This is a genomic window from Schumannella soli (assembly GCF_006517435.1).
Taxonomy (GTDB): domain Bacteria; phylum Actinomycetota; class Actinomycetes; order Actinomycetales; family Microbacteriaceae; genus Schumannella; species Schumannella soli.
On record NZ_VHQG01000002.1, the window covers coordinates 124,234 to 148,313 of the forward strand.

Here is a 24,080-nt window from a genome sequence, read left to right on the forward strand (position 1 = left end):
CCGGGCATCGAGTACCGGTTGGAGCCGAGGCCGCGATCAGGGAGACGGCCGTGCTCGTTCGGGTGAGGCGGTAACCAGCCGCCGAGTTGGGAGACTAGCCGAACGAACGTGAGCGAATAACTAGAACGTTCGGTCCACGCACGCGGACTGCACGGATGTGCGAGCGGCCGCGTCGTGTCGGGTCAGGTGAACGGCGTCAGTCGTGGTCGTCGCCGGCGGGATGATTCCCGGCGGCGCGTCCGCGGCGGCGCTCGGCCCGCGACTGCTCGCGGGCGACCCGCTCGGCGACCGCGTCGATCACGGTCGGCCCGATGATGTCGCCGGCGGGGGTGCCGACGAGCAGATCGTGCTCCTCGAAGAGGATGCCGGCGATGCGCCCGGCCGAGACCCGCGGGTGCGTCGCGGCGAGTCGGTTGACCAGCTGCTCGAAGGTCTCGGCGGCGTCGGTCACGCGATGGATCCTACGCGCGGCCTCGGCGATCCGCGACGGCTGTCGGGGTGATTCCGGGGTTCTGTCGCTCGCTCGCCCCGACATCGCCGGACGTCGCGCCGACGGTGCATCGACCTCGTCGGCTGGCCCTTCCGACGGCGTCGACTGCACATCCCCTCGGCCCTGGCAACCCCTGTCGGCGCCCGAATGAGCGGCGTACAGTAAGCGCGCTCCCGGGGCGACGCGGCCCTCAACGCTCCGCGCGCCCGAGCACGCGTTCATCCCCCGCGCGCACGAGAGTAGGGCGCCCGCGTCAGTGCGGACGCGGGGCGCCCGTCCAAGCTCGTCACCCTCGCGCTGACCTGCGGCGGGCATCCGTTCACCGGATCGCCGCCGCCGCGTCACATCGGCGGCCTACCGTCGCGCCATGTCCCACTGCCCGACCTGCGGCTCCGGCGTCGTCTACCGCTACGACACCGCTCGCCGCTCCGGCTCGCTCTACGCCTGGTTCTGCCTGCAGCAGCCGCACGTCGTCGCCGACCCGCGCACGGCGATCAGCGACCGCCCCTGACGCGGAGACGCCCCGCCTCGTCTCGAGGATCGTGCCGACGCGTCGTTCTGGCGCGCTGATTCCGACGGGATGGCACGATCCTCGAACCGACGTGGGCGCTGAGTAGACTCGACTCCGGAGTGCCGGGAAGTCTGGTCGGCCCGCGCGTCACGTCGTGACCGCGGTGTGTCTTCGTCGTCGGGATCGCATGTCTCTTCTCCGCTCCGAGCGCGTGGGCGCCGCCCTCCTGCTCGTCGCCGCTCTGCTTGGGCTGGTCGTCGCCAACTCGCCGATCGGACCGTCGGCCCTCGGGCTGCAGGAGGCGCATCTCGCGATCCCCGCGCTCGGCATCGATCTCTCGGTCGGTCACTGGATCAGCGACGGCCTGCTCGCGGTGTTCTTCCTGCTCGCTGCAATCGAGCTCAAGCACGAGCTGACGACCGGCGAGCTGAACTCGCCGTCACGGGCGCTGCGCCCGGCGGTGGCGGCCGTCGGCGGCGTCGTCGTGCCGATCGTGATCTTCCTCGTCGTGGTCGGCGCGTCCGGCGGCGGAGTCGAGCTGCTGCGGGGCTGGCCGGTTCCCACCGCGACCGACATCGCCTTCGCCCTCGGGGTGCTCGCCGTCTTCGGACGGGGGATGCCGTCGCGCGTGCGGTCGTTCCTGCTCGCCCTCGCGATCCTCGACGACATCATCGCGATCGTGATCATCGCCGTCGTCTTCGCGCATTCGCCCGACCTGCTGATGCTCGGCGGCGCGCTGGTCGCCGTCGTGGCGTTCGGGCTGCTCAGCACCCTGCTGCGGGGCGACCGCGTCGCATCCCGACCTCGGCGCGTGCTGATCGGGGTCGTGCTCGTCGTGCTGGGCCTCGTCGCCTGGGTGCTCGTGCTGCGGTCGGGCATCCACGCCACGATCGCCGGGGTCGCCCTCGGTCTCGCGATGAGCTCGGCGCCCGCAGGACGGCTGCGTCACCGGCTCGAGCCGATCTCGAACGCGACCGTGCTGCCGCTGTTCGCCTTCTCGGCCGCACTGGTCGTGATCCCCGCGGTCGCGCCTTCGCAGCTGTCCCCGGCGTTCTGGGGCATCGCCCTCGCACTGCCGCTCGGCAAGATCGTCGGCATCTCGCTCGGCGCCATCCTCTCGGCGCGCTTCGTGCCGCGAGCCTCGCGCACACGACCGGATCTGGGCGACGCGCTGGCGGTCGGCGCGCTCGGCGGCATCGGATTCACGGTGTCGCTGCTCATGAACCAGCTCGCCTTCGCCGGCGACCGCACCGTCGCCGACGAGGGGACCCTGGCCGTGCTCGTGGGCTCGGGGGTGTCGATCGTGCTCGCCGCGGTGCTGCTGCGTTGGCGGGTGCGTCGGCGCCGTGCCGCGGCGGTCGCGACGAGCTGAGATCCGCGGTGCCGGAGGCCTCGCCGTGTGTCCCGCGGCGTCCACCATCGCTGAGATGATCGGCGCATGACCCGACGTCCGACCGTTCTCTTCGTCTGCGTGCACAACGCCGGTCGCTCGCAGATGGCCGCCGCGCTGCTGCGCGACGTCGCCGGCGATCGCATCGAGGTGCTCTCCGCGGGCAGCGAGCCGGCCGACCAGGTCAACCCGGTCGCCGTCGCGGCGCTCGCCGAGGTCGGCATCGATCTCGGAGAGGCGTCCCCGCGCATCCTCGCCGTCGACGACGTGCGCGCGAGCGACGTCGTCATCACGATGGGCTGCGGCGACGCCTGCCCGATCTTCCCCGGCAAGCGCTACGAGGACTGGGCGCTCGACGACCCCGCCGGTCAGCCGCTCGAGCGGGTGCGTCCGATCCGTGACGACATCCGTCGCCGGGTCGAAGCGCTCGCGACGGAGCTGCTCGACGCGTAGCCGCGGCAACCGCGTCGCCTATGACCGCCCGCCGCGCGGCGCTCAGGCCGTGGCTTCGGACGCGCTCGCGGCCTTCGGCGCGCGCTTCTTGCGCACCTCGCGCAGCACGATCTGCTCGGGGCAGACCGTGCTGAGGAAGTCGCCGACCGACAGCGCGAGGTTGTCGGCGACGAGGGAGTAGAGGATGCGGTTCGCGTCTCGGCGCTCGCTCACGAGCCCGGCCTGGCGCAGCACGCCGAGGTGCCGCGAGATCGTCGGACCCGAGGCGCTGAACTTCGCGGCGATCTCTCCGGCGGCGAGCTCGCCGTCTTTGAGGTCCTGCAGGATCTGGCGCCGCGTGGGGTGCGCGAGCGCGGCGAAGATGTCGCTCGCGGTGTCGGCCATGTTTGCAATTTAGCACCGAAGCTAGATATAACCGAGCTAGTTAGCCATTTAGCGAAATAGCTCAGGAGCAGATCATGCGCATCGCCATCACCGGAGGCGCCGGGTTCGTCGGCCGCCACCTCGCGGCCCGGCTCGATCCCGCATCCACCGTCATCGTCTCCCGCCGCACCGGAGTCGAGATCGACGACGTGGACGCGCTCGCCGCGGCCTTCGCCGGCTGCGACGCGGTCGCGCACTGCGCCGGCATCAATCGCGAGATCGGCGACCAGACCTTCCAGCGCGTGCACATCGACGGCACTCGTGCGGTGATCGAGGCGGCGCGGCGGGCGGGAGTGAAGCGGATCGTGCTGCTCAGCTTCCTGCGCGCCCGCCCCGACTGCGGTTCGCCGTACCACGAGAGCAAATGGGCGGCCGAGCAGCTCGTGCGGGACTCGGGGCTCGATCACACGATCCTCAAGTCGGGCATGGTCTACGGCCGCGGCGACCACATGGTCGACCACGTCACCAAGGCGGTGCGCACGCTGCCGGTGTTCGGCACGGTCGGGTTCCGCGAGCGCACGGTGCGTCCGGTTCCGGTCGACGACGCGGTGGATGTGCTGCTCGCGGCTCTCGAGGGGCGCATCGCCGAGCCGACGGTCGCGGTCATGGGCGCCGAGGAGCTTCCGCTCGGCGACGCCGTGCGCCGCATCGCCCGCGTCGCCGGCGGCCGCGTGCTCTACGTGCCGCTGCCGGTGTGGGCGATCCGGCTGCTCGCGCAGCTCACCGAGTGGACCATGAAAGTGCCGCTCGTCGCGAAGGCGCAGGCCGTGATGCTCGGCGAGGGCGTCAGCGAGGCGCTGCCGCCCGCGCCGGAGGTGCCCGCCGGCATCCGCCCGCGGCGCCGCTTCGACGACGACCGCATCCGAGCGGCCCTCCCCGACGGCGGCTTCACCTGCCGCGACCTGCGCTGGGTGCGGTGAGTATCGCGTGCCGTCCGCGAGCGCGGATCAAGCGGCGGAGACGGCGCGGGCGCTGCCGGAGAGGTATGCGAGCATGAGCTTTTTCGTGACGTCGAGCTCATAGGACCAGCGGGTCGGCTGCGCCGGGTACGCCGCGGCGAGTCGGACGAGGTGATCGTGGTCGATGAGTCGAAGCGCCGCCCACAGATCGGCGGCGCGCTCATGTCGCGGTGTCGAGGTCCTGTGGCCGAGCGCCGCGTGACCGAGTTCGTGAGCGAGCGTGCAGCGCTCGGCCACGGGCCCGAGCCCTGATCGCAAGAGGATCAGGCGATGATCGTCATACCAGCGTCCAGCCTCCGGGATCGCGCAGGTCTCGACGCGGATACCCATCTGCCGAGCGGCATCCCACGGATCGATCATCAGTCTCCGGCCTCCTCGGGACTCACCGCCTCATCGCCGCGGTCGGCGGCGAATCGCTCTTCGTGTCGATGGTCTCCGATGGCGCCGACATCGTGAAGGGATGCCGTCGCGGGCTGGATGTCGGCGTCGATCCCGGCGAGGAAATCGGACGGTTCGAAGTGGAGCGCTCGTCCCAGGGCCTCGATGTCCGAGAGCGTGAAGCTCTTGCGCAGCATCAGTCGTTCGCTGAGATAACTGTCGCTGAGTCCGGCCACGCGGGCAACGGCGGCACGCGACATGTCGACCTCGTCGATGCGACGGGTGACCGCGCGGGCGGCGGCGACCGCGAAGGGGCTCGGGGCGGGCTCGGCTCTTCTCGGCACAGCCCCGACGGTATCCGAACCGATCCTGGCGGCGGCACTAGAGCACACGTTTCGTTCGGATGTCCCTATATAGGTTGACAAGTCATCTAAATAAGGAAAGCTTGACGCTCGTGAGTTCTCCGATTCCCTACGCCGAACACGTCGCGGCTCGGGTTCGGATGGAGATGCGAAATCAGGGCAAGCCGATCTCCGAGCTCGCCGCGATCCTCGACATGGAGAACGTCCGTGACGCTGTCGCCTTGCACGACGGCGTGGTCGCCCTGTCGTTGAGCGAGGTCGATCTCATCGCCGCGTGGCTCGGGGTTCCGCGAGCCGCTCTGCTGCGACGGATCTTCGACGAGTCGGATCGAGCGTCCTGATCACCGCGTCCGGGCGGGCTCGTCCCTCGCCCGGCCGCGCTCACCCGTGCCCGGCCCGACGCTGCCCGAAAGCGGCGGGCCGGGCCGGATCCTCAGCGGCGCCCGCCCCTCACAAGCTGAGCGACCGCTGATCCGCGCCGAGCACGCCCAGCAGCGCCAGCGCATCCGCGTCGGGCGAGCCGACCGGGGCGCTGTAGAGCACGAGGCGCTGGTCGCGCTCGGCGAGCGCGAGGGAGTCGCAGTCGACCGTGATCGAGCCGACGACCGGATGCTGGAACGTCTTCGTCAGCATCGGCGCTGACCGCACGTCGTGCTGCTCCCAGAGGCGGGCGAAGGTCGCGCTGCCGGTGCGCAGCTCGTCGATCAGCTCGGCGACCGAGTCGTCGTCGGGGTAGCGGGCGAGCGTCTGTCGCAGCTCGCTGACCGCGTGGTGCCGGAACTCGGCTCCGTCGGAGATGCCGTAGAGCGGGCTCGTCTCCGGGTCCGGGTCGAGGAATGCGCGTCGCGCCAGATTGCGGTCGCGCGGCGCGAGCGCGCCGAAGTCCTCCATCAGAGCCACCGTCAGGTCATTCCAGGCGAGTACCTCGAACGCGGCCGACATCACGAACCCGGCCGTGTTCGGCAGGCGCTCGAGCAGCGCGAGGATGCTCGGCCGCACATCGCGCCGCAGCTGCTGCGAGCGGATCGGGGCGGTGCCGGCGAGCGTGTGCAGGTGATCCGACTCCTCGGGCGTCAGCCGCAGAGCTCCGGAGATGCCGGCGAGCACCTCGGCCGACGGACGCGGGGCGCGACCCTGCTCGAGCCGTACGTAGTACTCGGTCGAGATGTGCGCGAGCACCGCGACCTCCTCGCGACGCAGGCCCGGGGTGCGGCGTCGCGGACCGGTCGGCAGGCCGACGTCCGCGGGGCTGCGCCGCTCGCGACGCCCGCGCAGGAACGCGGCGAGCTCCGTTCTGTCCATGCCCACCAGTGTGCGCTCCCGCGCCCGCCGCAGCCTGGTACCGCCGGTACCTGAATGGGATGCGCGGCCGCGACGACGCTCGGAGGCATGACGAATCACGACATCCAGCCCGCCGGCCTGCTCGCCGGCAAGGTCATCTTCATCAGCGGAGCGAGCCGCGGGATCGGCGCCGCCGCGGCCCGGCTCTTCGCCGCCGAGGGCGCGTCCGTCGTGCTCGGCGCCCGCGGCGTCGACGCGCTCGACGGCGTCGTCACCGGCATCCGCGAGCACGGCGGTACGGCGGATGCGGTCGCCCTCGACCTCGCCGACGACGACAGCATCCGCGCGGCCCTCGCCCGCGTCGACGAGCTGCACGGACGCCTCGACGGCGCGTTCAACAACGCCGCCGTCGTGCAGCAGCCGGGCCCGCTCGACCAGACGAGCGACGACGACATCCAGCAGCAGTTCGTCGTCAACTTCCGCGCCCACTGGATCGCGATGAACGCCGAAGCCGAGCTCATGCGCCGCTCGGGCGGCGGCGCGATCGTCAACACCTCGAGCATCGGCGCGCGCCGCGCCAACCCCGCGCTGCCCGCCTACGGCGCCATCAAGCGTGCGCTCGACAGCATCACCGAGACGGCGGCCGTGACGTGGGCGCCGGACGGAATCCGCGTCAACGGCCTGCACCCGGGCGGCACCGCGACCGACATGATCGCCGAGTGGGAGTCGGCGACGCCCGGCGTGACCGCGCAGATCAACGCCTCGATCCCGATGGGACGCATGGCCGAGCCGGTCGAGGTCGCCCAGGTCGCCGCGTTCCTGCTCAGCGACCGCGCTTCGATCGTGACGGGTGCGATCGTGCCGGTCGATGGGGGAGCAGGCGCCTGAGCCGAGGGCGCGGCCCGGCGCGCCGCGCCGACCAGACCCGAGCCGGTGGCGGGCGGGGAGGAGTAGGAGAAGGGGAGGGGTGGGGTGGGCCCGGTGGGGCTCGAACCCACGACCCGCGGATTAAAAGTCCGATGCTCTGCCAACTGAGCTACAGGCCCGATCGCTCCCCAGGATACTGACGATTCGGCGGCTGCCGTGCGCCGGGCGGCGCGGCCGCCGCCGGTCGTACCCTGGAGGGATGGCGGAACGGTTCCACAAGCCGGCGCGCATCCCCAACGACCACTTCGAGTACCACGTGGGCGGCGAGGATCCTGCGGTCACCCTGCGCCGCGCGCACGAGTCGGCGGCGGCCCTGCTCGCCCGTGCCCGGCAGACCACCGACGAGGGAGTCGTCGACCGGCTGCTGACGCACACCGATGAGCACGGGCTCGACCTCGTCGCGCAGCTCTGGGCGGCCGCCGGGCCGCACACGCTGCCGGGCGCGCTGTGGCGGCTCTATCTGCTGCGCACGGCCGTGCGCGACGACGCGAACGGCTCGGCGCTCGCGTACCGCACCGGCGCCGCCGCGCTGAGCACGATCGACCCGGTCGTCGCCGGAGCCTCCGAGCCGACCGGCCCCGAGCAGATCAGCGCGCTGGCCGACGAGATCCTGCGCGGCGTCTTCCAGGGAGACCTCGGCACGGCGCTGGAGCGCGCATCGGCCTACTGCCGCATCTGCGCCGTCGGCTGGGCTGAGCTGGCGGATGCGCGCGACCCGGCCGATCCCGAGCACGCGACGGCGCTCACGGCACGCGCGGCTCGCTTCGACAGCTTCGGCGACGACCTCGACCAGGCGGCGCGGCTCGAACGCCGCGATCAGCTGAACTGAATCCGGCAGAGTCCGCCCGACTCCGAGCCCGCTCGCGTCATGGGGGCGAAGCCGGGCCCGGACACAGAAGAACCGGGCCGCAGAACGCCTCTCGGCGCAAGGCCGCTCGAAGCGGCTGAATTTGGAGCCCGGGGTTACTGCGGCCCGGCCGAGCCAGTGTAACGAGAGCGGGACCGACCTCGCTGATCGAGGGCGTCATCGCCACGGCCCGGGCGTGTCATCCCCGGACGACCCGACACGACGTGCGCCGGCGATCCTCGATCCCACCCGATCAGGGGTGCGGATTCGAGAAGTCCGCACCAAACCCGTCCGCTCCGCACCCCGAACACCTTCATGTCACCGGCTCGCCCGACGTCGGTGCCCACGTACCCGGTGGGGGCGGACGTCCCAGTCGACGCCCCCACCGATCCACCCCGTCGGACGAGCGCCTCACGAGGCGGGAAGGAGTTCGCGATGACCTCGATTCTGGTGTCGCGCTCCGCATCCGACGTTCACGCATCGGAGCGTGCAAAGCTGACCGGCATGGCCGACGACGCGATCCCCGAGACGGGCGCCGACCGAACCCCGCAGCCCGAGACGAGTTCGGAGGAGCTGCTCGAGCAGATCGCCGGCGGCGACCGCACCGCGTTCGCCCAGCTCTACGACCGGCTCTCGGCGCGCGTCTTCGGACTCGTGAAGCGCTTGCTGCGCGACCACTCCCAGTCGGAGGAGGTCACGCAGGAGATCTTCCTCGAGATCTGGCAGGGCGCCTCGAACTACGACCACACCAAGGGCGGCGCGATCTCGTGGATCCTCACGATGACCCACCGCCGCGCGGTCGACCGCATCCGCGCTTCGCAGGCCAGCCGTGACCGCGACACCCGCATCGGCATCCGCGATTGGGAGCCCGACGTCGACGTCGTCTCCGAGAACGTCGAGGTGCGCGTCGAGAACGAGCGGGTCAAGGTCGCGCTCGGCCGGCTCACCGACCTGCAGCGCCAGGCCGTCGTGCTCGCCTACTACGGCGGCTATTCTCACCGCGAGGTGTCGGAGATGCTGCACATCCCGATCGGAACCGTGAAGACCCGACTGCGCGACGGCATGATCCGTCTGCGCGATGAGATGGGAGTGACCTCGTGACCGCCGACGACCGTCGCCGTGACGAACTCGCCGCGCTGACCGGAGCCTGGGCTCTGGATGCGTTGAGTGACGCCGAGCGCGCCGAGTTCGAGAGCTTCCTCGCCGACGCCGATGAGGTGCGCGCCGAGGCCACCGAGTTCGCCGATACCGCTGTCTACCTGGGCCTGGCCGTCGAGCCCGAGAAGCCGTCTGCGGAACTGCGGGCGAGCATCCTGGACGCCATCGCCGACCTGCCTCAGCAGAGTGCTCCGGCTGCGGCGCCGTTGTCGATCGTGCCCGCGCTCCCCGAGCAGGAGTCCGCCGTGCCGAGCCGCATCTCGACGGAGGCGCCGGCTCAGCCGACGCCCGCCGAGCTCAAGGCGCGGTCGCGCTGGTCGGGCGCCCGTGCGGCTCTGGTCTCGGTCGCCGCCGGTCTCGTCGTGGTCGGCGCCGTCGTGGGCGGTGCGGTCGGCCTGCCTGTGCTCCAGCAGAACCAAGAGATCAGCGCCGTCACCTCCGCCTCGGATGTGCAGCGCGCCTCGGCCGATGTCGCCGGCGGCGGCAGCGCCGAGCTCGCCTGGTCGCCGTCGCTGCAGCGCTCGGTGCTCACCACCCGCGATCTCGACGGACTCAGTGCTGATGAGGTCTATCAGCTCTGGTACATCGACGGGAATGGCGCCGCGACCTCGGCCGGCACCTTCCGCGCCGGTCACGACTCCGCGACGACGCCGCTCAGCGGCGACTACGCCAAGGGCGACACGATCGGCGTGACGGTCGAGCCGAAGGGCGGATCGAAGCAGCCGACGACGGCTCCGATCGTGGCCATCACGACCGCCTGAGCCGGTTCAGATGTCATCGACCTCCGTGCGCACGGCTGCGCCTGCGCATGGAGGTCGCTTCGTGCGCTGGCGTGCGGCACTGCGCCGACTGACCGCCTTCGGAGTCGTCGGCGCGATCGCCTTCGTGGTGGATGCGGGACTCTTCAACCTGCTGCGCGCCACCGTACTCGCCGACGAGGTCGTGGTCGCGAAGGTCCTCGCCGCCACGGTGTCGATCGCGGTGGCGTGGATCGGGCATCGTACGCTCGTGTTCCGCCGTCGTCGAGAGCAGTCGCTCGGCCGGGAGCTCGGAATGTTCGTGCTGGCGAACCTGGGCGGCCTGCTCATCGCCGCCGGCTGCCTCTGGGTCTCGCACGACCTTCTCGGGCTGCGCAGCGTCGTGGCCGACAACGTCGCGGGCAATCTGATCGGGGTGGCCCTCGGCACGGCGTTCCGGTTCGCCTGCTATCAGCTGATCGTGTTCCGGGCGCCCGCGTCGGCATCCGACGGCAGTGGCGACGCGGCTCAGCCGAAATCGCCGGCCGCGAATCGCTCGGCGAAGCCGCTCGCCGGCGTTCCGAGCGCGTCCGCGACCGGCGCCGACTGAACGACCCGGCCCGCCTCGATCACCATCAGGCGCGACGCCAGCTGCGTGACGTCGGCGCGGCTGTGCGTGATCACGATCGTCGGCCCGGCGAAACGGGCGAGGTGGTCGGTCAGCTCGTCGCGCATCGCGACCCGGGTCTCCGCATCGAGGGCCGCGAGGGGCTCGTCGAGCAGCAGCAGCTCCGGATCGCTCGCGAGAGCGCGCGCGAGCGCGACCCGCTGAGCCTGTCCGCCCGAGATCTCGTGCGGGCGACGACCCTGCGCGTCCGCGAGCCCGACGCGGTCGAGCCAGTCGCGGGCGATGCCACGCGCATCCCCGCGCGTCGCGCCGCGTGCGCGCGGCCCGAACGCCACGTTGTCGAGCAGGGTGAGGTGCGGGAACAGGAGGTAGTCCTGGAAGACGTAGCCGATGCGCCGGTCGGCCGTCGGCAGCTCCATGCCGGTCGAGGCGTCGGCGAGCGAGCGTGCGCCGAGCCGGATGCGGCCGTCGGAGAGCGGCACGATCCCGGCCAGCGCCTGCAGCAGCGTCGACTTGCCCGCGCCGTTCGGTCCGACGACGGCCAGGGTCTGGCCGGGCTCCACGGTCACACGCACGTCGATGTCGAAGTCGCCGCGACGGGCGCCGACCTGCGCCTCGAGCGCCGTCACGATGCGAGCCCCGGGATCCACCGGTCGCGCAGGCTGACCAGCACGACCAGCGACACGGCCATGAGCACCAGGGCCAGGGCGATCGCCGCATCCGGATCGGTCTGCAGCTGGAGGTAGGTCGCGAGCGGCAGCGTCTGCGTGATGCCGGGGAAGCTGCCCGCGAAAGTCACGGTCGCCCCGAACTCGCCCAGCGCGCGGGTGAAGCACAGCAGGGCGCCGGCGCTGAGCCCCGGCCAGATCAGGGGGAGCGTCACCCGGCGCAGGATCGTCCACCGGCTCGCGCCGAGCGTCGCCGCGGCGACCTCGAAGCGGCGGTCGGAGGCGCCGAGGGCGCCCTCGACCGCCAGCACGAGGAACGGCATCGACACGAAGACCTGCGCGATCACGACGGCGGCCGTCGTGAACGGGATGGTGATGCCGAACCACGCATCGAGCAGCGACCCGATCAGCCCGCGTCGGCCGAGCAGCAGCAGCAGCGCCACGCCGCCGACGACCGGCGGCAGCACGAGCGGCACGGTCACGAGCGCCCGCAGCAGCCGCCGGGGAACCGCGGGCCACGATCGGGTCCTCCCCAGCGCGAGCGCGAGCGGCCCCCCGAGCAGCAGACTGATGACCGTCGACGCCGCCGCGGTCGTGAGCGAGAGTCCGAGCGCCTGCACGACGCTCGCCTGCGCGACCACCGTGCCGAGCTCGCCCCAGGGGGCGCGCACGACGAGGGCTACGAGCGGCAGCACGAGCACCGCCAGCGCGACGAGCGCCGGGATCCAGACGACCCCGGCACTCACCGCGCGTGCCGGACGACGCCGGGGTGCACGCTCAGGCCGCGCCAAACCCGGCCTTCGCGAGCAGTTTCTGTCCGGCGTCCGAGAGCACCCAGTCGACGAAGGCCTTCGCGGCGTCGGGGGAGGGCGCATCCTTCAGCACGGCGATCGGGTAGTCGTTGACGGCGTCGGCGGCTTCGTCGAAGGGAATGCCCTTCACGGCGGCGCCCGCCGTCAGCACGTCGGTGCGGTAGACCAGCCCGGCATCGGCCTCGCCCAGGCTCACCTTCGTGAGCACGCCCTTCACATCCTGTTCCAGGGTGTCGGGTGCGGCGGTGATGCCGGCCGACTGGAACACTTTCACCGCGGCGGCGCCGCAGGGCACCTCGGGCGCGCAGATCGCGATCGTGCGGGAGGCATCGGCGAAGTCGGCGAGCTTGGTGACCTTGCCGGGGTTGTCTTTCGGCACGGCGATCTCGAGCGTGTTCGTCGCGAAGGTCGTCGGGGCGCCCGCGGCGGCGCCGCCGTCGGCCACGGTCGTCATCGTCGCCGGGCTCGCGGCCGCGAAGACATCCGCGGGGGCGCCGCTGAGGATCTGCTCGGCGAGCGCCGAGCTGCCGCCGAAGTTGAGCACGACCTCGACACCGGGATGCTGCTTCTCGAAGATCGTCTTGGCCTCGCCGAACACCTCGGTCAGCGATGCCGCGGCGAAGATCGTGACGGTGCCGCTGAGCTTCGGCTCGGTGCTCGGAGACGCGGAGTCGATTCCGGAGCCGGAGCCGCTCGAACCGGCAGCGCAGCCGGCGAGAGCGAGCGCGGCAGCCGCGAGTCCGGCGACGAGGGCCCAGTACCGGGGTCGGCGGGCGCTCACGACTCGCTCCGGCGGGCGGCATCGGGCAGCTCGATGGCGACGTTGGTCGCCTTGACGGTGGCGACGGCGAGCGAGCCGGGCTGCAGCTCGAGCTCGTCGGCGGCCTCGCGGCTGATGAGCGACACCATGCGGAACGGCCCGGCCTGAAGCTCGACCTGCGCCATGACCGTGTCGCGCACGACCCGGGTGACGATCCCCGTGACGCGGTTGCGGGTCGACGCCTTCGCGGTGGGGAACGCCGCGCCGAGCGTCGAGGCCTCGCCGATCTCCTGCGCGACGCGGGCGAGCTCGGTTCCGGCGATGTGCTGCGGCCCGGAGGCGTCGCGCTCGAGCGTGAGTCGGCCGGATTCTGCCCAGCGTCGGATCGTGTCGTCGCTGACGGCCAGCAGAGCCGCCGCCTCGCTGACTCGGAAGGTCGTCGTCACCATCGGATCTCCGCATTCTCGTCGTGGTGATCTCAAAGTATCCGCGGATGCGGAGATCGACGCGGTTCGTCTGCGGCCTGTAAGAATTGCCGGATGCGGCCGACCGGAAGCCCCGACCCCGACTCGACGGGTGACGCCGACCGCTTCTCCCGCCAGCTCGCGCTCCCCGGTTTCGACGCCGCGACGCAGGCCCGGCTCGCCGCCGCCCGGGTGCTGGTGATCGGCGCCGGCGGCCTCGGCAGCGCCGTGCTGCCGATGCTGGCGAGCATGGGCGTCGGCGTCATCGGCGTCGTCGACGACGACCGCGTGGAGACGAGCAACCTGCATCGACAGACCGTGCATTCTCAGGCCGACGTGGGCCTCGCCAAGGTCGTCTCCGCGGCCGCGACGCTGCGGTCGCTCGCTCCGACGGCCGAGGTGATCGAGCATCGGGTGCGACTCGACTCCGCGAACGCGCTCGGGATCGCCCGAGGCTACGACCTGCTCGTCGACGGCAGCGACAACTTCGCCACCCGCTATCTCGCTAACGATGTCGCCGCCCTGCTCGGCATCCCGCTGGTGTGGGGCGCTGTGTCGCAGTTCTCCGGTCAGGCCGGCTGCGTCGTCCCGGGGTCACCCGACTACCGCGACCTCTTCCCGGTGCCGCCCTCGCCCGGAGCGGTGCCCAGCTGCGCCGACGGCGGCGTCTTCCCGGCCGTCTGCGCGATCGTGGGCGGCATCCTCGTCGGCGAGGCCGTCAAGCTGATCGGCGGACTCGGCACACCGCTCGTCGGCCGAGTGATGCTCGTGGATGCGCTCGCCGGCACCGCCGATGAGGTGCGTTACGCGCGCGATCCGGATCGTGCGCCGATCACCGGGCTGATCGACTACGACGCCTTCTGCGGGCTGCTGGCGGCGGACGAGCTCGTCACGCCGCGCGCGCTGTTCGACGAGCTGCGGAGCGCGACGCCGCCACGACTGGTGGATGTTCGCGAGCCGGCCGAGGTCGCTCGCGCGGCGCTGGCGGGGGCGACGCTGGTTCCGCTCGCGCGGCTCGAGGCGACCGCAGGCACGACCTTGCCGCTCGCGCGTGACGAGGACATCGTCGTGATCTGCCACCACGGCGTGCGCTCGCGCTCGGCCGCGTCGACGCTGCGGGCACTCGGGTTCACCCGGGTGCGCGAGCTGGCGGGCGGCATCGATGCCTGGGCCGTCGACGTCGACCTCGAGATGCGCAGGTACTGATGAGCGAGCGACCCTTCTCGCGCCCCGAGCACTTCCACGTCGCCGCGCGTCCCACGGTGGCCGAGCACGCGGCCGTCGTCGCGTCGCTGGTGCGGGGCACCCTGCCCGGCGGATCCGAGCTCGTGCCTCTCGACGAGGCGCTGGGCCGCGTCACCGTCGAGCCGGTCGCATCGCCGGTCGATCTCCCGCTGTTCCGCAACTCGCACATGGACGGGTTCGCCGTGCGCGCCGCCGATCTCGCTGCGGCACCGGTCACCCTGCCGGTGGCGGCGGTCGTCGCCGCGACCGCCGGGGAGCCGCCCGCGCTCGCCCCGGGCACCGCGATCCGCATCATGACGGGCGCGCCCGTGCCGGAGGGGGCGGATGCGATCGTGCCGGTCGAGCAGGTCGAGTCGCGCGCCGAGACGGTCACCTTCGCCGCGCCGGTCGCCGCTGGCGTGTTCGTGCGTGAGCGCGGTAGCGATCTCCGCGCCGGCGACGAGCTGATCCCGGCGGGACGCCGTCTCGCCTCGCGGCACCTGGCGGCGCTCGCGGCGGCCGGCCTCGGCGAGGTGGCCGTGCGTCCGCGTGCTCACGTCGCCATCCTCACGACCGGCAGCGAGCTCGTCGACGTCGGCGCCGTTCCCCGCCCCGGCGAGATCCACGACGCGAACGCCGTCGCGGCGGCGGCGGCGGTCGTCGAGTGCGGCGGCGTCGTCGCACTGCGGGGTCGAGCCCAGGACGACCGCGCGGTGTTCGACCAGCTGCTCGGCGACGCGGTGCGCGTCGCCGACCTGGTGATCACCTCGGGCGGCATCTCGCAGGGCGACTTCGAGGTCGTGCGCGAATCGCTTCTGCCGCGCGGCGGGTGGGTCGGCACGATCGCGATGCAGCCGGGCGGCCCGCAGGCGCTGGCGATGATCGACGGCGTGCCGGTGATCGGCTTCCCCGGCAATCCGGTGAGCACGCAGCTCTCCTTCGAGGCCTTCGTGGCGCCGCTGCTTCGCGAGCACGCCGGTCTTCCGATGGCGTCGCGGACTCGACGCCGACTGCGGAGCTCGATCGTGTCGCCGGCCGGGCGCCAGCAGCTGCTGCGCGCCCGACTCGCGGGCGACGACGAGGTCGAGCCGGTCTCGGGGCCGGGTTCGCACCTGGTGGCCGCACTGGCGGCCGCGGATGCGGTGATCGTCGTGCCGGCGGAGACGACGGAGCTGCCCGCGGCAGCCGAGGTGGAGGTCTGGGGACTGTGAGCGAACTGAGCCATCTGGATGCCGACGGCCGGGCGCGCATGGTCGATGTCGGCGCGAAGGCGGTCACCCCGCGCGTCGCGACGGCGTCGGCGCGCTTCGTGACGACCCCCGAGGTGCTCGACCTCGTGCGTCGCGACGCCCTGTCGAAGGCCGACGTGCTCGCCACGGCGCGCCTGGCGGGCATCGGCGGGGCGAAGCGCACGAGCGAGCTAATCCCACTGTGCCATCCGCTGCCGCTCGACTCGGTCGCGATCGACTTCGCCTTCGAGGAGGCGCCGCAGCCGGGTGGCGCGGCGAGCATCCTCATCACGGTGACGGCCCGGGTCACGGCCCGCACCGGCGTCGAGATGGAGGCGCTGACCGCGGCCACAGTCACCGGTCTCACGCTGCACGACATGGTCAAGGCCGTCGATCCCGCCGCGTCGCTGACCGAGGTGCGCCTCGAGAGCAAGACGGGCGGTCGGCACGGGGACTGGAGGCGCGGGGGAGTCGGCGGCGTCGTCGCCGATGCCGCCGCCGACGTCGCCGCTCCCGAGCGCAGCGCGACCCCGAGCGCCGACGCCGCGACCCCGAGCGCCGACGCCGCGACCCCAGCGCCGCGCCCCGTCGCGCGCACCGCCGCCGTCATCGTCGCCTCGACCCGGGCGGCGGCCGGGGAGGCCGACGACCGCACGGGCCCGGTGCTCGTCGACTGGCTGCGCGGTCGTGGTTTCGCGATCGACGCGCCTCGCGTGGTGGCCGATGCCGACGTGTCCGGCGCCCTCGACGCCGTTCTCGCCGCGGGACCGCAGGTGCTCATCACGACCGGAGGCACCGGCCTCGGCCCGGGAGACCAGACGCCCGACGCCGTCGGACCGCGATTGACTCGCGCTCTGCCGGGCGTGATCGAGGCGGTGCGCGCTCGCGGACTGCTCAGCACCCCGACCGCGGCGCTCTCGCGCGGGGTCGCCGGGGTGACCGCCGGCGGCACGATCGTCGTGACGCTGCCCGGGTCGATCGGCGCGGTGCGCGACGGCATCGCCGTGCTCGACGGCCTGCTCGACCACCTCGTGCACCAGCTCGCGGGCGACGCCGACCATGGCTGACCGGGCGGCCCGTGTCGTGACGCGGCCGATCGACGTCGCCGCCGTCGAGGCCGCGGTCGCCGCCGACTCCGCCGGCGCGCTCGTCACCTTCCGCGGCGTCGTGCGCGACCATGACGGCGGGCGCGCGGTGACCGCGCTCGAGTACGAGGCGCATCCGGCAGCGGCGGAGTTCCTGCAGCGCGCCTGCGACACGATCGCCGAGCGCTCCGGCGTGCGCGTCGCGGCCGTGCACCGGGTCGGCGCCCTGGTCGTCGGCGACGTGGCGCTGGTGGCCTGCGCCGCGTCGGCGCACCGGGCCGAAGCGTTCCAGGCGTGCGGCGACCTCGTCGACCTGATCAAGCAGACCGTGCCGATCTGGAAGCGTCAGACCTTCGACGACGGCGCATCCGAGTGGGTCGGGCTCTGAGCCGACGGGCGCTGAGCAGGACGGGCTCTGGGCACGGCGGTCGGCCTCGGCGTCAGCCCCGCTCGAAGAGGTAGACGTCGGTGCGCGAGAACCGGGTCGTCTCGCGCAGCTCGAAGCCGGCATCGCGGAACACCGCGAACTTCTCCTGCTGCGTCTCGGAGTGATTGCTGACGACGTACCAGACGTCGTCGTAGCCGCTCAGCAGAGCCGGATCGAGAGCGGTGTTGCGCTCCCACAGCCCCCGCGGCGGCGCCGAGGCGTTGACGTCGCCGAGCCCGGCGAACGCCTGCGGATAGCTCTGCGCGATCACGCGGGAGGTCACGGTCGGATGCCCGCGCAGGCCTCCCCACACGATCCCGGCCGTCGACGAGGGAGCAGATCCGGGTGCGCCGGATCCGGCAGGCACGAGGCCGAGCTCGGCGGTGCGCTCGGCCACGTGGTCGGCGACCTGGTTCCAGTCGCTGTGCTGTTTCGCCTCGGGCATCCGCTGGCCCACGTACGACGGCACCGCGAGCGCCACGATCACGGCGATCCCCGCGATGCGCAGCGCCCGTCGCGGCAGCGCGTCGACGACGACGGCCATCGCGACCGCCACTGCCGGAAGCGAGAAGGTCAGGTAGCGCGGCGAGTAGAGCGGAGTGAGCGCCACCGAGGCGGTGAGCAGTCCGAGCGTGGGCGCGGTCAACAGGGCGATCGTCAGCGCCGCGAGCAGAGGTCGGCGCGCGAAGCCGCGCACCAGCAGCGCCCCACCGAGAGCGATCATCAGCCAGGCGACGAAGGCGAAGGGGGCCGCCTTCGGGAAGAACTGGGTCACGAGCACCGCGTGCGGCGTCGTCGCGTCGAGCGGGTGGATCCAGCTCACCTGGCCCTTCTGCCGCTCCGCGAGCACGGTCAGCGGCCAGGTCGACAGCACGGCCACCGCAGCCGTGATCGCGAATGGGACGGCCTCCCGCCAGCGCAGGCGGCGGGCGAGCAGCAGCACGGTGACCACGGCCGCGTGGGCAACGAGGGCCAGCGCCACGTAGAGGTAGAGCACGATCGACAGCCCGGTCACCACCGCGTAGGCCACCCAGTAGACGCGGCGGCGATGCGGTGAGACGTCGCCGCGATGCTGCAGCGCGCACACCAGCAGGAGCGAGGCGAGCGTGACGAGCATGAGACTGAGGGCGTAGCTGCGGCCCTCTCCGCCGGCCCAGGTGAAGCGCGGAAGCACCAGCAGCACGGCGCCGGTGATCAGGGCGAGTCGGCGGGATGCCAGCCGCTCGACCAGCAGCACCGTCACGGTGACCGTCACGCCGGCGGCCACGATGCTCGGCACTCGCAGCGCGAACGCCGAGTAGCCGACGAGCTCGAACCACTGGTGCAGCAGCCAGTAGTAGAGGGCATGCACCGCGTCGACCTGGCGCACGAGCACGCCGAGCGCCTCGACGTCGCGGGTCGCGGCGGTGACGCTCGCGCCCTCGTCGTACCAGAGCGACGGAACCCAGGCGAAGGCGCCCGAGACGATCGAGGCGATCAGTCCGAGCACGAGAGCGGAGCGCCAGGGACGGCGACGGGTGCGCCGGTCGCGCGACGGATCCGCCGCCGTGGATGCGGCGGGGGACGACTCGGGGAGCGAGGTCGCGACCGCGTCCGCGTCGATCACGACGACCGGCGCGGTCACGTCGCCGCCTCCGAGTCAGAGGCCGAGCCCGACGATGGCGCCGACGCCGACGCCGATGCCGACGCGCTCCGATTGATGCGCGCCGCGCGCCGCCGCAGCAGCCAGGCGGCGATCAGCACCACGAGCGCGATCGCCAGGGCGACACGGCTGACCGTCAACGAGGGGATGAGCGAGCGCGCGGTGAGGGCGAGCACGACCGCGAACCACTCCCAGCGGCGGCTGAGCACGATGAACGGCGCGAGCAGCAGCGCGTACCAGACGTACCGCGGGCTCACCAGCAGCAGCGTCATCCCGACGAGCACGACCTGCGTCATCCACGGCTGCGTCGGGTCGGTGCGCCACACGCACAGCGCTGCGATGACGGCGAGCAGCACGGCCGCGACCGGCAGCGCCGCCGAGCCGGGCAGCACGACAGTGAGGAGGGCGAAGCGCGAGCCGTCGTCGTAGCCCTCCTCCTTGAGATAGCCGGGCAGGTATCCCAGCACGCGGGGTCCGGAGGCGATCACCGCCGGCACGTAGACGGCGGCGAAGGTGAGCACGGCGGCGACGATGACCGCGATCGGGCGCCGACGGATCAGCGGGGGAGCGACGATGACGGGGATGAGCTTGGTCGCGATCGCCGCACCGAGGGCGATGCCGCCCCAGATGCGCCGGCCGCGGCTGATGAGCAGGGTCGCGACGAGGGCGAGCGCCGCGCCGAGCACATCCACGTGGGCGTTGTTGACCGCCTCGATCGCGATCAGCGGACACCAGCTCCAGAGAGCCGCCCAGCGCGGATCGAGGCCGCGGCGTCGCAGCGCGACGAGCAGCCCCGCCGTGACGGCGAGTGCGATCACGAGGCCGCCGATCTGCAGCGGCAGGTACTCGGCCTCGGGCGGCACGAACAGCCGCACCGCCGCGAAGTAGGCCTCGGCAACCGGCGGGTAGATCGTCAGCACCCTCGGGCGGTTGATCGCCGTGCACAGCGGATCGCCATCGTCGACGCTGCGCACCTTCTCTTGGCGGATGCCGGGGCAGCTGAAGCTGCCGTCGGCGTCGACCTCGGGTTCTCCGAAGAGCCAGTCGGGGCGCAGGTCGTCGAGGGCGTCGGAGGCCGGCACGTGGTCGTAGGGCGAGATGCCCGCCTTCTGCACGATGCCGTCCCAGGCGTAGCGCGCCGAGTCGGTGCTCGTCGTCGGCGGGGCGAGCAGCGCCGCGCCGCCGATCAGCAGCGCGCCGCCCAGCACGACCGCTGTCACGCGGCGTGCGGGCACGCGACGCAGCGCGATCACCGCGAGAGCGAACAGAACCCAGGCGATCCCGGTCCACAGCGCGATCGACGGGCGCTCACCCGGCCGCAGCGAGGTGAAGTTCAGGGTCGACCAGCCGATCGCCGCGGCCGTGGCCGCGGCGAGCACGACGGCCACCGCAGTCCTCACCTCTCGATCCTGACCCCTCGGGCCTGCGCATCCGGTCGGGAGACGGCCTCTGTCTGCGAACCGTAATGATTCGCGCCGCCCCTCGGCGCCGGGTCCGTGGTGCACTGGGAACATGGCGGATCTGACGTCGCGCATGGCCGACCGGCTCGAGCCGGTCTTCGCCCGCCTGCGTCGCACCAGCTCCGACCCGGTGAAGTCGACCCGCACCGCCGTCGTCATCGGTCGCCTGCTCGGCGCCGCGTTCACGATCTGCTTCGCGACCGGCGTCTTCAGCCACGTGCTGCAGGACTATCCGAGCTGGATCGTGCTCCCGCGGCCGGTCAGCCTCTATCGCGTCACCCAGGGTCTGCACGTGATCAGCGGGATCGCCTCGATCCCGCTCCTGCTCGCGAAGCTGTGGACCGTCTACCCGCGGCTGTTCGAATGGCCCCCGATCCGCTCGCTCGCCGGGGTGCTCGAGCGGCTCTCGATCGCGGTGCTCGTGACCGCGTCGCTCGTCGAGGTCGCGATCGGCCTGCTCAACATCTTCCAGGTCTACGTCTTCCCGTTCCCGTTCCGGCAGACGCACTACGCGCTCGGCTGGATCGTCTTCGGCAGCCTGATCGTGCACATCGCCGTCAAGCTGCCCCTCATCGCCCGCTACTGGCGCTCCGGTGCGCGCGACCGTCCGCGCGCGGGCGCTGTCGTCAGCCGCCGCGGGCTCGTGGGCATCGTCGGCGTCATGGTCGGCGCGGTCACCGTGACCACCGCGGGGCAGACGGTCGACCTGCTGAAGCCGTTCAACATCCTGGGCCCGCGCAAGCAGAACCTCGGTCCGCAGGGACTCCCGGTCAACAAGACCGCGATGCAGGCGGGCGTCATCGCGGTCGCCAAGTCGCCGGAGTGGGCGCTCGAGGTCATCGCCGGCGACACGACGCGCAGCTTCGACCTGATGGCGCTGCGCGCTCTGCCGCAGACCACGGTCGACCTCCCGATCGCCTGCGTCGAGGGCTGGAGCCAGATGGCGCGCTGGAAGGGCGTGCGGATGCGCGACCTGCTCGAGGCCGCCGGCGCGCCCGCCGAGAGCGACCTCAAGGTGCGCAGCCTGCAGCGCAACGGCGTCACGAGCCGGATGGAGATGCCGGCCGGCTTCAGCGCCGACCCGCTGACCCTCGTCGCGCTCGAGCTGAACGGCGAGGTGCTCGACATCGATCACGGCTATCCGGCCCGCGTGATCGCGCCGGGTCGGCCCGGGGCACTGCAGACGAAGTGGCTCGCCCGCATCGAGGTGGTGTCGTGAGCGCGCCGCGGGTCGGACTGGTCGGCCGCGTTCGCGCGATGCCGGTGTTCGCGGTGTCGCCGTCGACCGAGCCCTATCGCGTCGCTCGGGTCGTGCTGATCGTGATCGGCGTCGCGATCGGGGTGGTGGGGGGCGTCATCTTGCTCAACGATGTCGCGCCCAAGCGCTACGTCGGCCTCGCGACGTGGCTGATCGTCGCCGTGATCCTGCACGATGTGGTGCTCGCCCCTGTGCTCGTCGCCGCCGGGCTGGCGTTCCTGCGCGTGCGCGAACGGCTTCGCATCGGCCGGCTCGCTGCCACGATCGTGCAGGGGGCTCTGGTCGTCGCGGGGGTGCTGACCGCGATCGGCGTGCCCGGACTGCTGGCCAACCGTCGTGGCAGCGCCAATCCGACGATCGCGACGACGCCCTACCTGCTGTCGCTCGTCATCGTCTGGGGCGTCGCGGTCGTCGTCGTCGCCGTGGCCCTCGCGCTGCCGCGGCTGATCGAGCGCCGCGCGCGCAAGAAGTAGCGTCCGCTCACCTGCCACTCCGACTCGAGGCGCAGGCCTGCCTCACCGAGCAGATCGCGCAGTGCGGCGTGACCGACGCGCGCCCAGGGGAACGGGCCGCTCTCGCTGCCGTCGTCGCCGACCGCGATGAACACCGCGGTCTCGTGCAGCCAGGCATCGGCATCCGCCTCGACGATCACCGAGCCGCCGTCGGCGAGCAGGTCGTGGCAGCGCTGCAGGAGGGCGAGCGGATCGCCGCCGATGCCGACGTTGCCGTCCATGAGCAGGATCGTGCCCCAGGCGCCCTCGAGCGGGAGCCGTTCGAACACCGAGCGGCGCAGCGCGGGAGTGCCGTCGGCGGAGGTCATCGCGACGGCGTCGTCCGAGACGTCGATGCCCAGCGCGGCGACGGCGCGATCGGCCGCGGCGCGCACCATGCGTCCGGGGCCGCAGCCGATGTCGAGCAGCGGGGCCGCGGCGTGGTCGAGCACCGAGAGGTCGGCGGCGGTCGCCAGGCCGAGCCAGCGTGCCGCGTCGATGCTGATCTCGGCGCCGTCGCCGTCGATGCGGCGCAGCACGAGCGGTCCGCTCTGCTCGGCGCCGAGCAGCCCGCGGTACGGCTCGTCACCGCCGGTGCCGAACGTGCCGCTCATCGGCGCGACCCCTCGCGGAGTCCCGCGAAGACGCGCGCGGTCCGCAGTCGAGGATGCTCGATCGTGATCGCCCGCAGGTCGTCGACCGTGTCGAGATCGCGCAGCGGCGGAAGGTCGCGCACGCTCAACCCCGCATCCATCAGTCGGCGCCGCTGCACGGCGCCGGTGTCGTCGCGCGACATGGGGACGCCGCGGATCAGATCGCCGCGGGCGCCGGCGACCGACGTCATGCCGAGCGCCCAGAACCCGCCGTCGAGGGCGGGGCCGAACCAGGCGGCGGGATGATCGCCCGCGCCCGTCTCGGTCGCATCCACCTCGTCGAAGAAGGCCGACATGTCCTCGGCGGCGAGCTGCGGAGTGTCCATCCCGACGAGCAGCAGCGCCCCGTCGACAGCGTCGAAGAGGGCGCCGAGACGCGCGTCGAGCCCGCCCTCCGGCTGGGGGAGAACGTCGAAGCCGGTCGCGAGGTCGGCGGTGGCCTCGCCGTCGAAGAACAGCACCCGGCGCGTCGCCGGCAGGTCGCGCACGACGGCGATCGTGTCGGCGAGGCTCGCCGCGGCGACCTCCGCCGCCTCGTCGAGTGTCAACGGCGGATGCAGCCGCGTCTTGACCCGTCCCGGCCGGCATTCCTTGGCGATGAGAGCGACGGTCGTCATCGTGACACCTCCGCCAGCAGTCGCGACATGTCGAGGATCGCGGTCGCCGTGCCCCGCACAGTGCCCGTCACCTTGGAACGGCCGACGCGCGCGGTGTAGCCGACCTCCGTCTCGGCGATGCGCCAACCCGCGGCATGTGCCCGCAGCACCATCTCGAGCGGATACCCGCTGCGGCGATCGAGCAGTCCGAGCTGCTGCAGGTCGCGCGTGCGGGCCATCCGCATCGGACCGAGGTCGTGGATGCGCGTTCCGGTGATGCGCGACAGGCGCCGCGCGAGGAAGCGGTTCGCCATCCGCACGTGCAGCGGCCAGTCGCCCCGACGCGCGCGCGAGCGGTGACCGAGCACGAGGTCGGCGGCGCCCGTATCGAGCAGCTCGGCCATCGGCGGGAGCTCGGCCGGGTCGAGTGAGGCGTCGGCGTCGCAGAACGCGACGAGGGGCGCTGTGGCCGCCAGGAGTCCGGCGTGAGCGGCGCTGCCGAAGCCGCGACGCGGCTCGCTGATCACGAGCGCGCCGGCCGCCTCGGCCACCTCGGCCGAGCGGTCGGACGAGCCGTTGTCGACGACGATCGCACGGTAGCCCTCGGGCAGACGCGCGAGCACGCCCGGCAGCGCCCGCTCCTCGTCGAGGCACGGGAACACCACATCGACCTTGGCATCGCTCACCCTCCGACCGTATTCGCGCCGAGGATCGGGGGGCAGGCGAGAAGTGTTACGGAACGCGAACGGCGGCGACCCGCTCGCGCA

The 24,080-nt window shown here is 72.4% G+C and carries 30 protein-coding genes and 1 tRNA gene; 16 read left to right on the top strand and 15 right to left on the bottom strand.

Annotation, left to right across the window (positions count from 1 at the left end; all coding sequences use genetic code 11):
- Nucleotides 1-196: 196 nt before the first annotated feature.
- Entirely contained in the window at nt 197-451 is a 255-nt protein-coding gene (locus tag FJ657_RS06225; protein ID WP_141162847.1) for a hypothetical protein, read from the bottom strand.
- Between the two features lie 406 nt (nt 452-857).
- Here FJ657_RS06225 and FJ657_RS17065 point away from each other — a divergent pair, with 406 nt between their 5' ends.
- The 3 genes from FJ657_RS17065 (at nt 858) to FJ657_RS06235 (ending at nt 2,844) form a co-directional block, all read left to right on the top strand.
- Nucleotides 858-1,001 (top strand): hypothetical protein, encoded by a 144-nt coding sequence (locus FJ657_RS17065; protein WP_179567046.1) that lies wholly within the window; start codon nt 858-860, stop codon nt 999-1,001.
- 187 nt (nt 1,002-1,188) lie between these two features.
- Complete coding sequence (locus FJ657_RS06230) at nt 1,189-2,373, top strand: Na+/H+ antiporter NhaA (RefSeq protein WP_141162848.1); 1,185 nt, start codon at nt 1,189-1,191, stop codon at nt 2,371-2,373.
- 66 nt (nt 2,374-2,439) lie between these two features.
- On the top strand, nt 2,440-2,844 hold the full coding sequence (locus FJ657_RS06235; protein WP_141162849.1) for an arsenate reductase ArsC: 405 nt from the start codon (nt 2,440-2,442) through the stop codon (nt 2,842-2,844).
- Nucleotides 2,845-2,886: 42 nt separating this feature from the next.
- On the opposite strand, the gene FJ657_RS06240 is transcribed toward FJ657_RS06235, so the two are convergent.
- On the bottom strand, nt 2,887-3,228 hold the full coding sequence (locus tag FJ657_RS06240) for a metalloregulator ArsR/SmtB family transcription factor (protein ID WP_141162850.1): 342 nt from the start codon (nt 3,226-3,228) through the stop codon (nt 2,887-2,889).
- Nucleotides 3,229-3,302: 74 nt separating this feature from the next.
- Here FJ657_RS06240 and FJ657_RS06245 point away from each other — a divergent pair, with 74 nt between their 5' ends.
- Nucleotides 3,303-4,187, top strand: coding sequence for an NAD-dependent epimerase/dehydratase family protein (locus tag FJ657_RS06245; protein ID WP_141162851.1), 885 nt, complete (start codon nt 3,303-3,305; stop codon nt 4,185-4,187).
- Between the two features lie 27 nt (nt 4,188-4,214).
- Here FJ657_RS06245 and FJ657_RS06250 read toward each other — a convergent pair whose 3' ends face one another.
- Both FJ657_RS06250 and FJ657_RS06255 read right to left on the bottom strand, forming a co-directional pair.
- On the bottom strand, nt 4,215-4,586 hold the full coding sequence (locus tag FJ657_RS06250; protein WP_141162852.1) for an ImmA/IrrE family metallo-endopeptidase: 372 nt from the start codon (nt 4,584-4,586) through the stop codon (nt 4,215-4,217).
- Nucleotides 4,586-4,948 (bottom strand): helix-turn-helix domain-containing protein, encoded by a 363-nt coding sequence (locus FJ657_RS06255; protein WP_141162853.1) that lies wholly within the window; start codon nt 4,946-4,948, stop codon nt 4,586-4,588. The genes FJ657_RS06250 and FJ657_RS06255 overlap by 1 nt, the downstream gene beginning before the upstream one ends.
- 158 nt (nt 4,949-5,106) lie before the next feature.
- Here FJ657_RS06255 and FJ657_RS06260 point away from each other — a divergent pair, with 158 nt between their 5' ends.
- On the top strand, nt 5,107-5,307 hold the full coding sequence (locus tag FJ657_RS06260; RefSeq protein WP_141162854.1) for a hypothetical protein: 201 nt from the start codon (nt 5,107-5,109) through the stop codon (nt 5,305-5,307).
- A gap of 109 nt (nt 5,308-5,416) precedes the next feature.
- Here FJ657_RS06260 and FJ657_RS06265 read toward each other — a convergent pair whose 3' ends face one another.
- Nucleotides 5,417-6,268, bottom strand: coding sequence for a helix-turn-helix transcriptional regulator (locus tag FJ657_RS06265; RefSeq protein WP_141162855.1), 852 nt, complete (start codon nt 6,266-6,268; stop codon nt 5,417-5,419).
- 87 nt (nt 6,269-6,355) lie between these two features.
- On the opposite strand from FJ657_RS06265, the gene FJ657_RS06270 reads away from it, so the two are divergent.
- A complete protein-coding gene (locus tag FJ657_RS06270; protein ID WP_141162856.1) occupies nt 6,356-7,135 on the top strand; it encodes an SDR family NAD(P)-dependent oxidoreductase in 780 nt (259 codons plus the stop codon).
- Between the two features lie 85 nt (nt 7,136-7,220).
- On the opposite strand, the gene FJ657_RS06275 is transcribed toward FJ657_RS06270, so the two are convergent.
- Nucleotides 7,221-7,293 (bottom strand) — tRNA-Lys (locus FJ657_RS06275).
- A gap of 80 nt (nt 7,294-7,373) precedes the next feature.
- On the opposite strand from FJ657_RS06275, the gene FJ657_RS06280 reads away from it, so the two are divergent.
- The 4 genes from FJ657_RS06280 (at nt 7,374) to FJ657_RS06295 (ending at nt 10,526) form a co-directional block, all read left to right on the top strand.
- The gene (locus FJ657_RS06280; protein ID WP_141162857.1) at nt 7,374-8,003 is read left to right on the top strand and encodes a DNA-directed RNA polymerase subunit beta; all 630 of its coding nucleotides are present in this window, start codon (nt 7,374-7,376) and stop codon (nt 8,001-8,003) included.
- A 522-nt stretch (nt 8,004-8,525) separates the two neighbouring features.
- Nucleotides 8,526-9,122, top strand: coding sequence for a sigma-70 family RNA polymerase sigma factor (locus FJ657_RS06285; RefSeq protein WP_141163902.1), 597 nt, complete (start codon nt 8,526-8,528; stop codon nt 9,120-9,122).
- A complete protein-coding gene (locus FJ657_RS06290) occupies nt 9,119-9,940 on the top strand; it encodes an anti-sigma factor (protein ID WP_141162858.1) in 822 nt (273 codons plus the stop codon). The genes FJ657_RS06285 and FJ657_RS06290 overlap by 4 nt, the downstream gene beginning before the upstream one ends.
- Before the next feature lie 61 nt (nt 9,941-10,001).
- The gene (locus FJ657_RS06295) at nt 10,002-10,526 is read left to right on the top strand and encodes a GtrA family protein (protein ID WP_181408897.1); all 525 of its coding nucleotides are present in this window, start codon (nt 10,002-10,004) and stop codon (nt 10,524-10,526) included.
- Here FJ657_RS06295 and FJ657_RS06300 read toward each other — a convergent pair.
- The 4 genes from FJ657_RS06300 to FJ657_RS06315 are packed head-to-tail and all read right to left on the bottom strand — an operon-like array spanning nt 10,445 to nt 13,233.
- Nucleotides 10,445-11,194 (bottom strand): ATP-binding cassette domain-containing protein, encoded by a 750-nt coding sequence (locus FJ657_RS06300; protein WP_219995879.1) that lies wholly within the window; start codon nt 11,192-11,194, stop codon nt 10,445-10,447. The two genes, FJ657_RS06295 and FJ657_RS06300, sit on opposite strands and share 82 nt — an antisense overlap.
- Nucleotides 11,170-11,958, bottom strand: coding sequence for a molybdate ABC transporter permease subunit (gene modB, locus FJ657_RS06305; RefSeq protein ID WP_369407401.1), 789 nt, complete (start codon nt 11,956-11,958; stop codon nt 11,170-11,172). Before modB ends, FJ657_RS06300 begins: the two co-directional genes overlap by 25 nt.
- A 31-nt stretch (nt 11,959-11,989) precedes the next feature.
- Entirely contained in the window at nt 11,990-12,805 is an 816-nt protein-coding gene (gene modA, locus FJ657_RS06310; RefSeq protein ID WP_141162861.1) for a molybdate ABC transporter substrate-binding protein, read from the bottom strand.
- Nucleotides 12,802-13,233, bottom strand: a complete 432-nt coding sequence (locus tag FJ657_RS06315) for a TOBE domain-containing protein (RefSeq protein ID WP_141162862.1) — start codon at nt 13,231-13,233, stop codon at nt 12,802-12,804. The genes modA and FJ657_RS06315 overlap by 4 nt, the downstream gene beginning before the upstream one ends.
- Nucleotides 13,234-13,323: 90 nt before the next feature.
- On the opposite strand from FJ657_RS06315, the gene FJ657_RS06320 reads away from it, so the two are divergent.
- Genes FJ657_RS06320 through FJ657_RS06335 form a run of 4 tightly spaced genes read left to right on the top strand, consistent with a single transcriptional unit; the run spans nt 13,324 to nt 17,174 of the window.
- Complete coding sequence (locus FJ657_RS06320) at nt 13,324-14,454, top strand: ThiF family adenylyltransferase (RefSeq protein WP_141162863.1); 1,131 nt, start codon at nt 13,324-13,326, stop codon at nt 14,452-14,454.
- Nucleotides 14,454-15,683 carry a molybdopterin molybdotransferase MoeA gene (locus FJ657_RS06325; RefSeq protein ID WP_141162864.1) on the top strand — a complete coding sequence of 410 codons (1,230 nt, stop codon included), beginning with the start codon at nt 14,454-14,456 and terminating at the stop codon, nt 15,681-15,683. Before FJ657_RS06320 ends, FJ657_RS06325 begins: the two co-directional genes overlap by 1 nt.
- Nucleotides 15,680-16,768: a bifunctional molybdenum cofactor biosynthesis protein MoaC/MoaB gene (gene moaCB, locus FJ657_RS06330; protein WP_141162865.1), complete on the top strand. Its 1,089-nt coding sequence runs from the start codon at nt 15,680-15,682 to the stop codon at nt 16,766-16,768. Before FJ657_RS06325 ends, moaCB begins: the two co-directional genes overlap by 4 nt.
- A complete protein-coding gene (locus FJ657_RS06335) occupies nt 16,761-17,174 on the top strand; it encodes a molybdenum cofactor biosynthesis protein MoaE (protein ID WP_141162866.1) in 414 nt (137 codons plus the stop codon). The genes moaCB and FJ657_RS06335 overlap by 8 nt, the downstream gene beginning before the upstream one ends.
- 52 nt (nt 17,175-17,226) lie before the next feature.
- On the opposite strand, the gene FJ657_RS06340 is transcribed toward FJ657_RS06335, so the two are convergent.
- Both FJ657_RS06340 and FJ657_RS06345 read right to left on the bottom strand, forming a co-directional pair.
- Complete coding sequence (locus FJ657_RS06340) at nt 17,227-18,837, bottom strand: glycosyltransferase family 39 protein (RefSeq protein ID WP_141162867.1); 1,611 nt, start codon at nt 18,835-18,837, stop codon at nt 17,227-17,229.
- Nucleotides 18,834-20,255, bottom strand: coding sequence for a glycosyltransferase 87 family protein (locus tag FJ657_RS06345; RefSeq protein ID WP_141162868.1), 1,422 nt, complete (start codon nt 20,253-20,255; stop codon nt 18,834-18,836). The genes FJ657_RS06340 and FJ657_RS06345 overlap by 4 nt, the downstream gene beginning before the upstream one ends.
- Nucleotides 20,256-20,367: 112 nt before the next feature.
- On the opposite strand from FJ657_RS06345, the gene FJ657_RS06350 reads away from it, so the two are divergent.
- Together FJ657_RS06350 and FJ657_RS06355 are read left to right on the top strand one after the other, a co-directional pair.
- On the top strand, nt 20,368-21,534 hold the full coding sequence (locus FJ657_RS06350; protein ID WP_255447191.1) for a molybdopterin-dependent oxidoreductase: 1,167 nt from the start codon (nt 20,368-20,370) through the stop codon (nt 21,532-21,534).
- Nucleotides 21,531-22,046, top strand: a complete 516-nt coding sequence (locus FJ657_RS06355) for a hypothetical protein (protein ID WP_141162869.1) — start codon at nt 21,531-21,533, stop codon at nt 22,044-22,046. Before FJ657_RS06350 ends, FJ657_RS06355 begins: the two co-directional genes overlap by 4 nt.
- Here FJ657_RS06355 and FJ657_RS06360 read toward each other — a convergent pair.
- Genes FJ657_RS06360 through FJ657_RS06370 form a run of 3 tightly spaced genes read right to left on the bottom strand, consistent with a single transcriptional unit; the run spans nt 21,944 to nt 23,999 of the window.
- The gene (locus tag FJ657_RS06360) at nt 21,944-22,678 is read right to left on the bottom strand and encodes a methyltransferase domain-containing protein (protein WP_141162870.1); all 735 of its coding nucleotides are present in this window, start codon (nt 22,676-22,678) and stop codon (nt 21,944-21,946) included. The genes FJ657_RS06355 and FJ657_RS06360 overlap by 103 nt on opposite strands.
- Complete coding sequence (locus FJ657_RS06365; protein WP_141162871.1) at nt 22,675-23,334, bottom strand: TIGR04282 family arsenosugar biosynthesis glycosyltransferase; 660 nt, start codon at nt 23,332-23,334, stop codon at nt 22,675-22,677. The genes FJ657_RS06360 and FJ657_RS06365 overlap by 4 nt, the downstream gene beginning before the upstream one ends.
- The gene (locus FJ657_RS06370) at nt 23,331-23,999 is read right to left on the bottom strand and encodes a glycosyltransferase family 2 protein (protein WP_141162872.1); all 669 of its coding nucleotides are present in this window, start codon (nt 23,997-23,999) and stop codon (nt 23,331-23,333) included. Before FJ657_RS06370 ends, FJ657_RS06365 begins: the two co-directional genes overlap by 4 nt.
- Nucleotides 24,000-24,080 lie beyond the last annotated feature (81 nt).

Excerpts from the sequence above, each read along its gene's own strand:
- FJ657_RS06235 (WP_141162849.1), top strand. The coding sequence starts at position 2,440 with ATGACCCGACGTCCGACCGTTCTCTTCGTCTGCGTGCACAACGCCGGT.
- FJ657_RS06320 (WP_141162863.1), top strand. The coding sequence starts at position 13,324 with ATGCGGCCGACCGGAAGCCCCGACCCCGACTCGACGGGTGACGCCGAC.
- FJ657_RS06265 (WP_141162855.1), bottom strand. The coding sequence starts at position 6,268 with ATGGACAGAACGGAGCTCGCCGCGTTCCTGCGCGGGCGTCGCGAGCGG.
- FJ657_RS06285 (WP_141163902.1), top strand. The coding sequence starts at position 8,526 with ATGGCCGACGACGCGATCCCCGAGACGGGCGCCGACCGAACCCCGCAG.
- FJ657_RS06360 (WP_141162870.1), bottom strand. The coding sequence starts at position 22,678 with ATGAGCGGCACGTTCGGCACCGGCGGTGACGAGCCGTACCGCGGGCTG.
- FJ657_RS06270 (WP_141162856.1), top strand. The coding sequence starts at position 6,356 with ATGACGAATCACGACATCCAGCCCGCCGGCCTGCTCGCCGGCAAGGTC.
- FJ657_RS06335 (WP_141162866.1), top strand. The coding sequence starts at position 16,761 with ATGGCTGACCGGGCGGCCCGTGTCGTGACGCGGCCGATCGACGTCGCC.
- FJ657_RS06315 (WP_141162862.1), bottom strand. The coding sequence starts at position 13,233 with ATGGTGACGACGACCTTCCGAGTCAGCGAGGCGGCGGCTCTGCTGGCC.
- FJ657_RS06250 (WP_141162852.1), bottom strand. The coding sequence starts at position 4,586 with ATGATCGATCCGTGGGATGCCGCTCGGCAGATGGGTATCCGCGTCGAG.
- FJ657_RS06280 (WP_141162857.1), top strand. The coding sequence starts at position 7,374 with ATGGCGGAACGGTTCCACAAGCCGGCGCGCATCCCCAACGACCACTTC.
- FJ657_RS06350 (WP_255447191.1), top strand. The coding sequence starts at position 20,368 with ATGGCGGATCTGACGTCGCGCATGGCCGACCGGCTCGAGCCGGTCTTC.
- FJ657_RS06260 (WP_141162854.1), top strand. The coding sequence starts at position 5,107 with ATGGAGATGCGAAATCAGGGCAAGCCGATCTCCGAGCTCGCCGCGATC.
- FJ657_RS06230 (WP_141162848.1), top strand. The coding sequence starts at position 1,189 with ATGTCTCTTCTCCGCTCCGAGCGCGTGGGCGCCGCCCTCCTGCTCGTC.
- FJ657_RS06325 (WP_141162864.1), top strand. The coding sequence starts at position 14,454 with ATGAGCGAGCGACCCTTCTCGCGCCCCGAGCACTTCCACGTCGCCGCG.
- FJ657_RS06245 (WP_141162851.1), top strand. The coding sequence starts at position 3,303 with ATGCGCATCGCCATCACCGGAGGCGCCGGGTTCGTCGGCCGCCACCTC.
- FJ657_RS06240 (WP_141162850.1), bottom strand. The coding sequence starts at position 3,228 with ATGGCCGACACCGCGAGCGACATCTTCGCCGCGCTCGCGCACCCCACG.
- FJ657_RS17065 (WP_179567046.1), top strand. The coding sequence starts at position 858 with ATGTCCCACTGCCCGACCTGCGGCTCCGGCGTCGTCTACCGCTACGAC.
- FJ657_RS06365 (WP_141162871.1), bottom strand. The coding sequence starts at position 23,334 with ATGACGACCGTCGCTCTCATCGCCAAGGAATGCCGGCCGGGACGGGTC.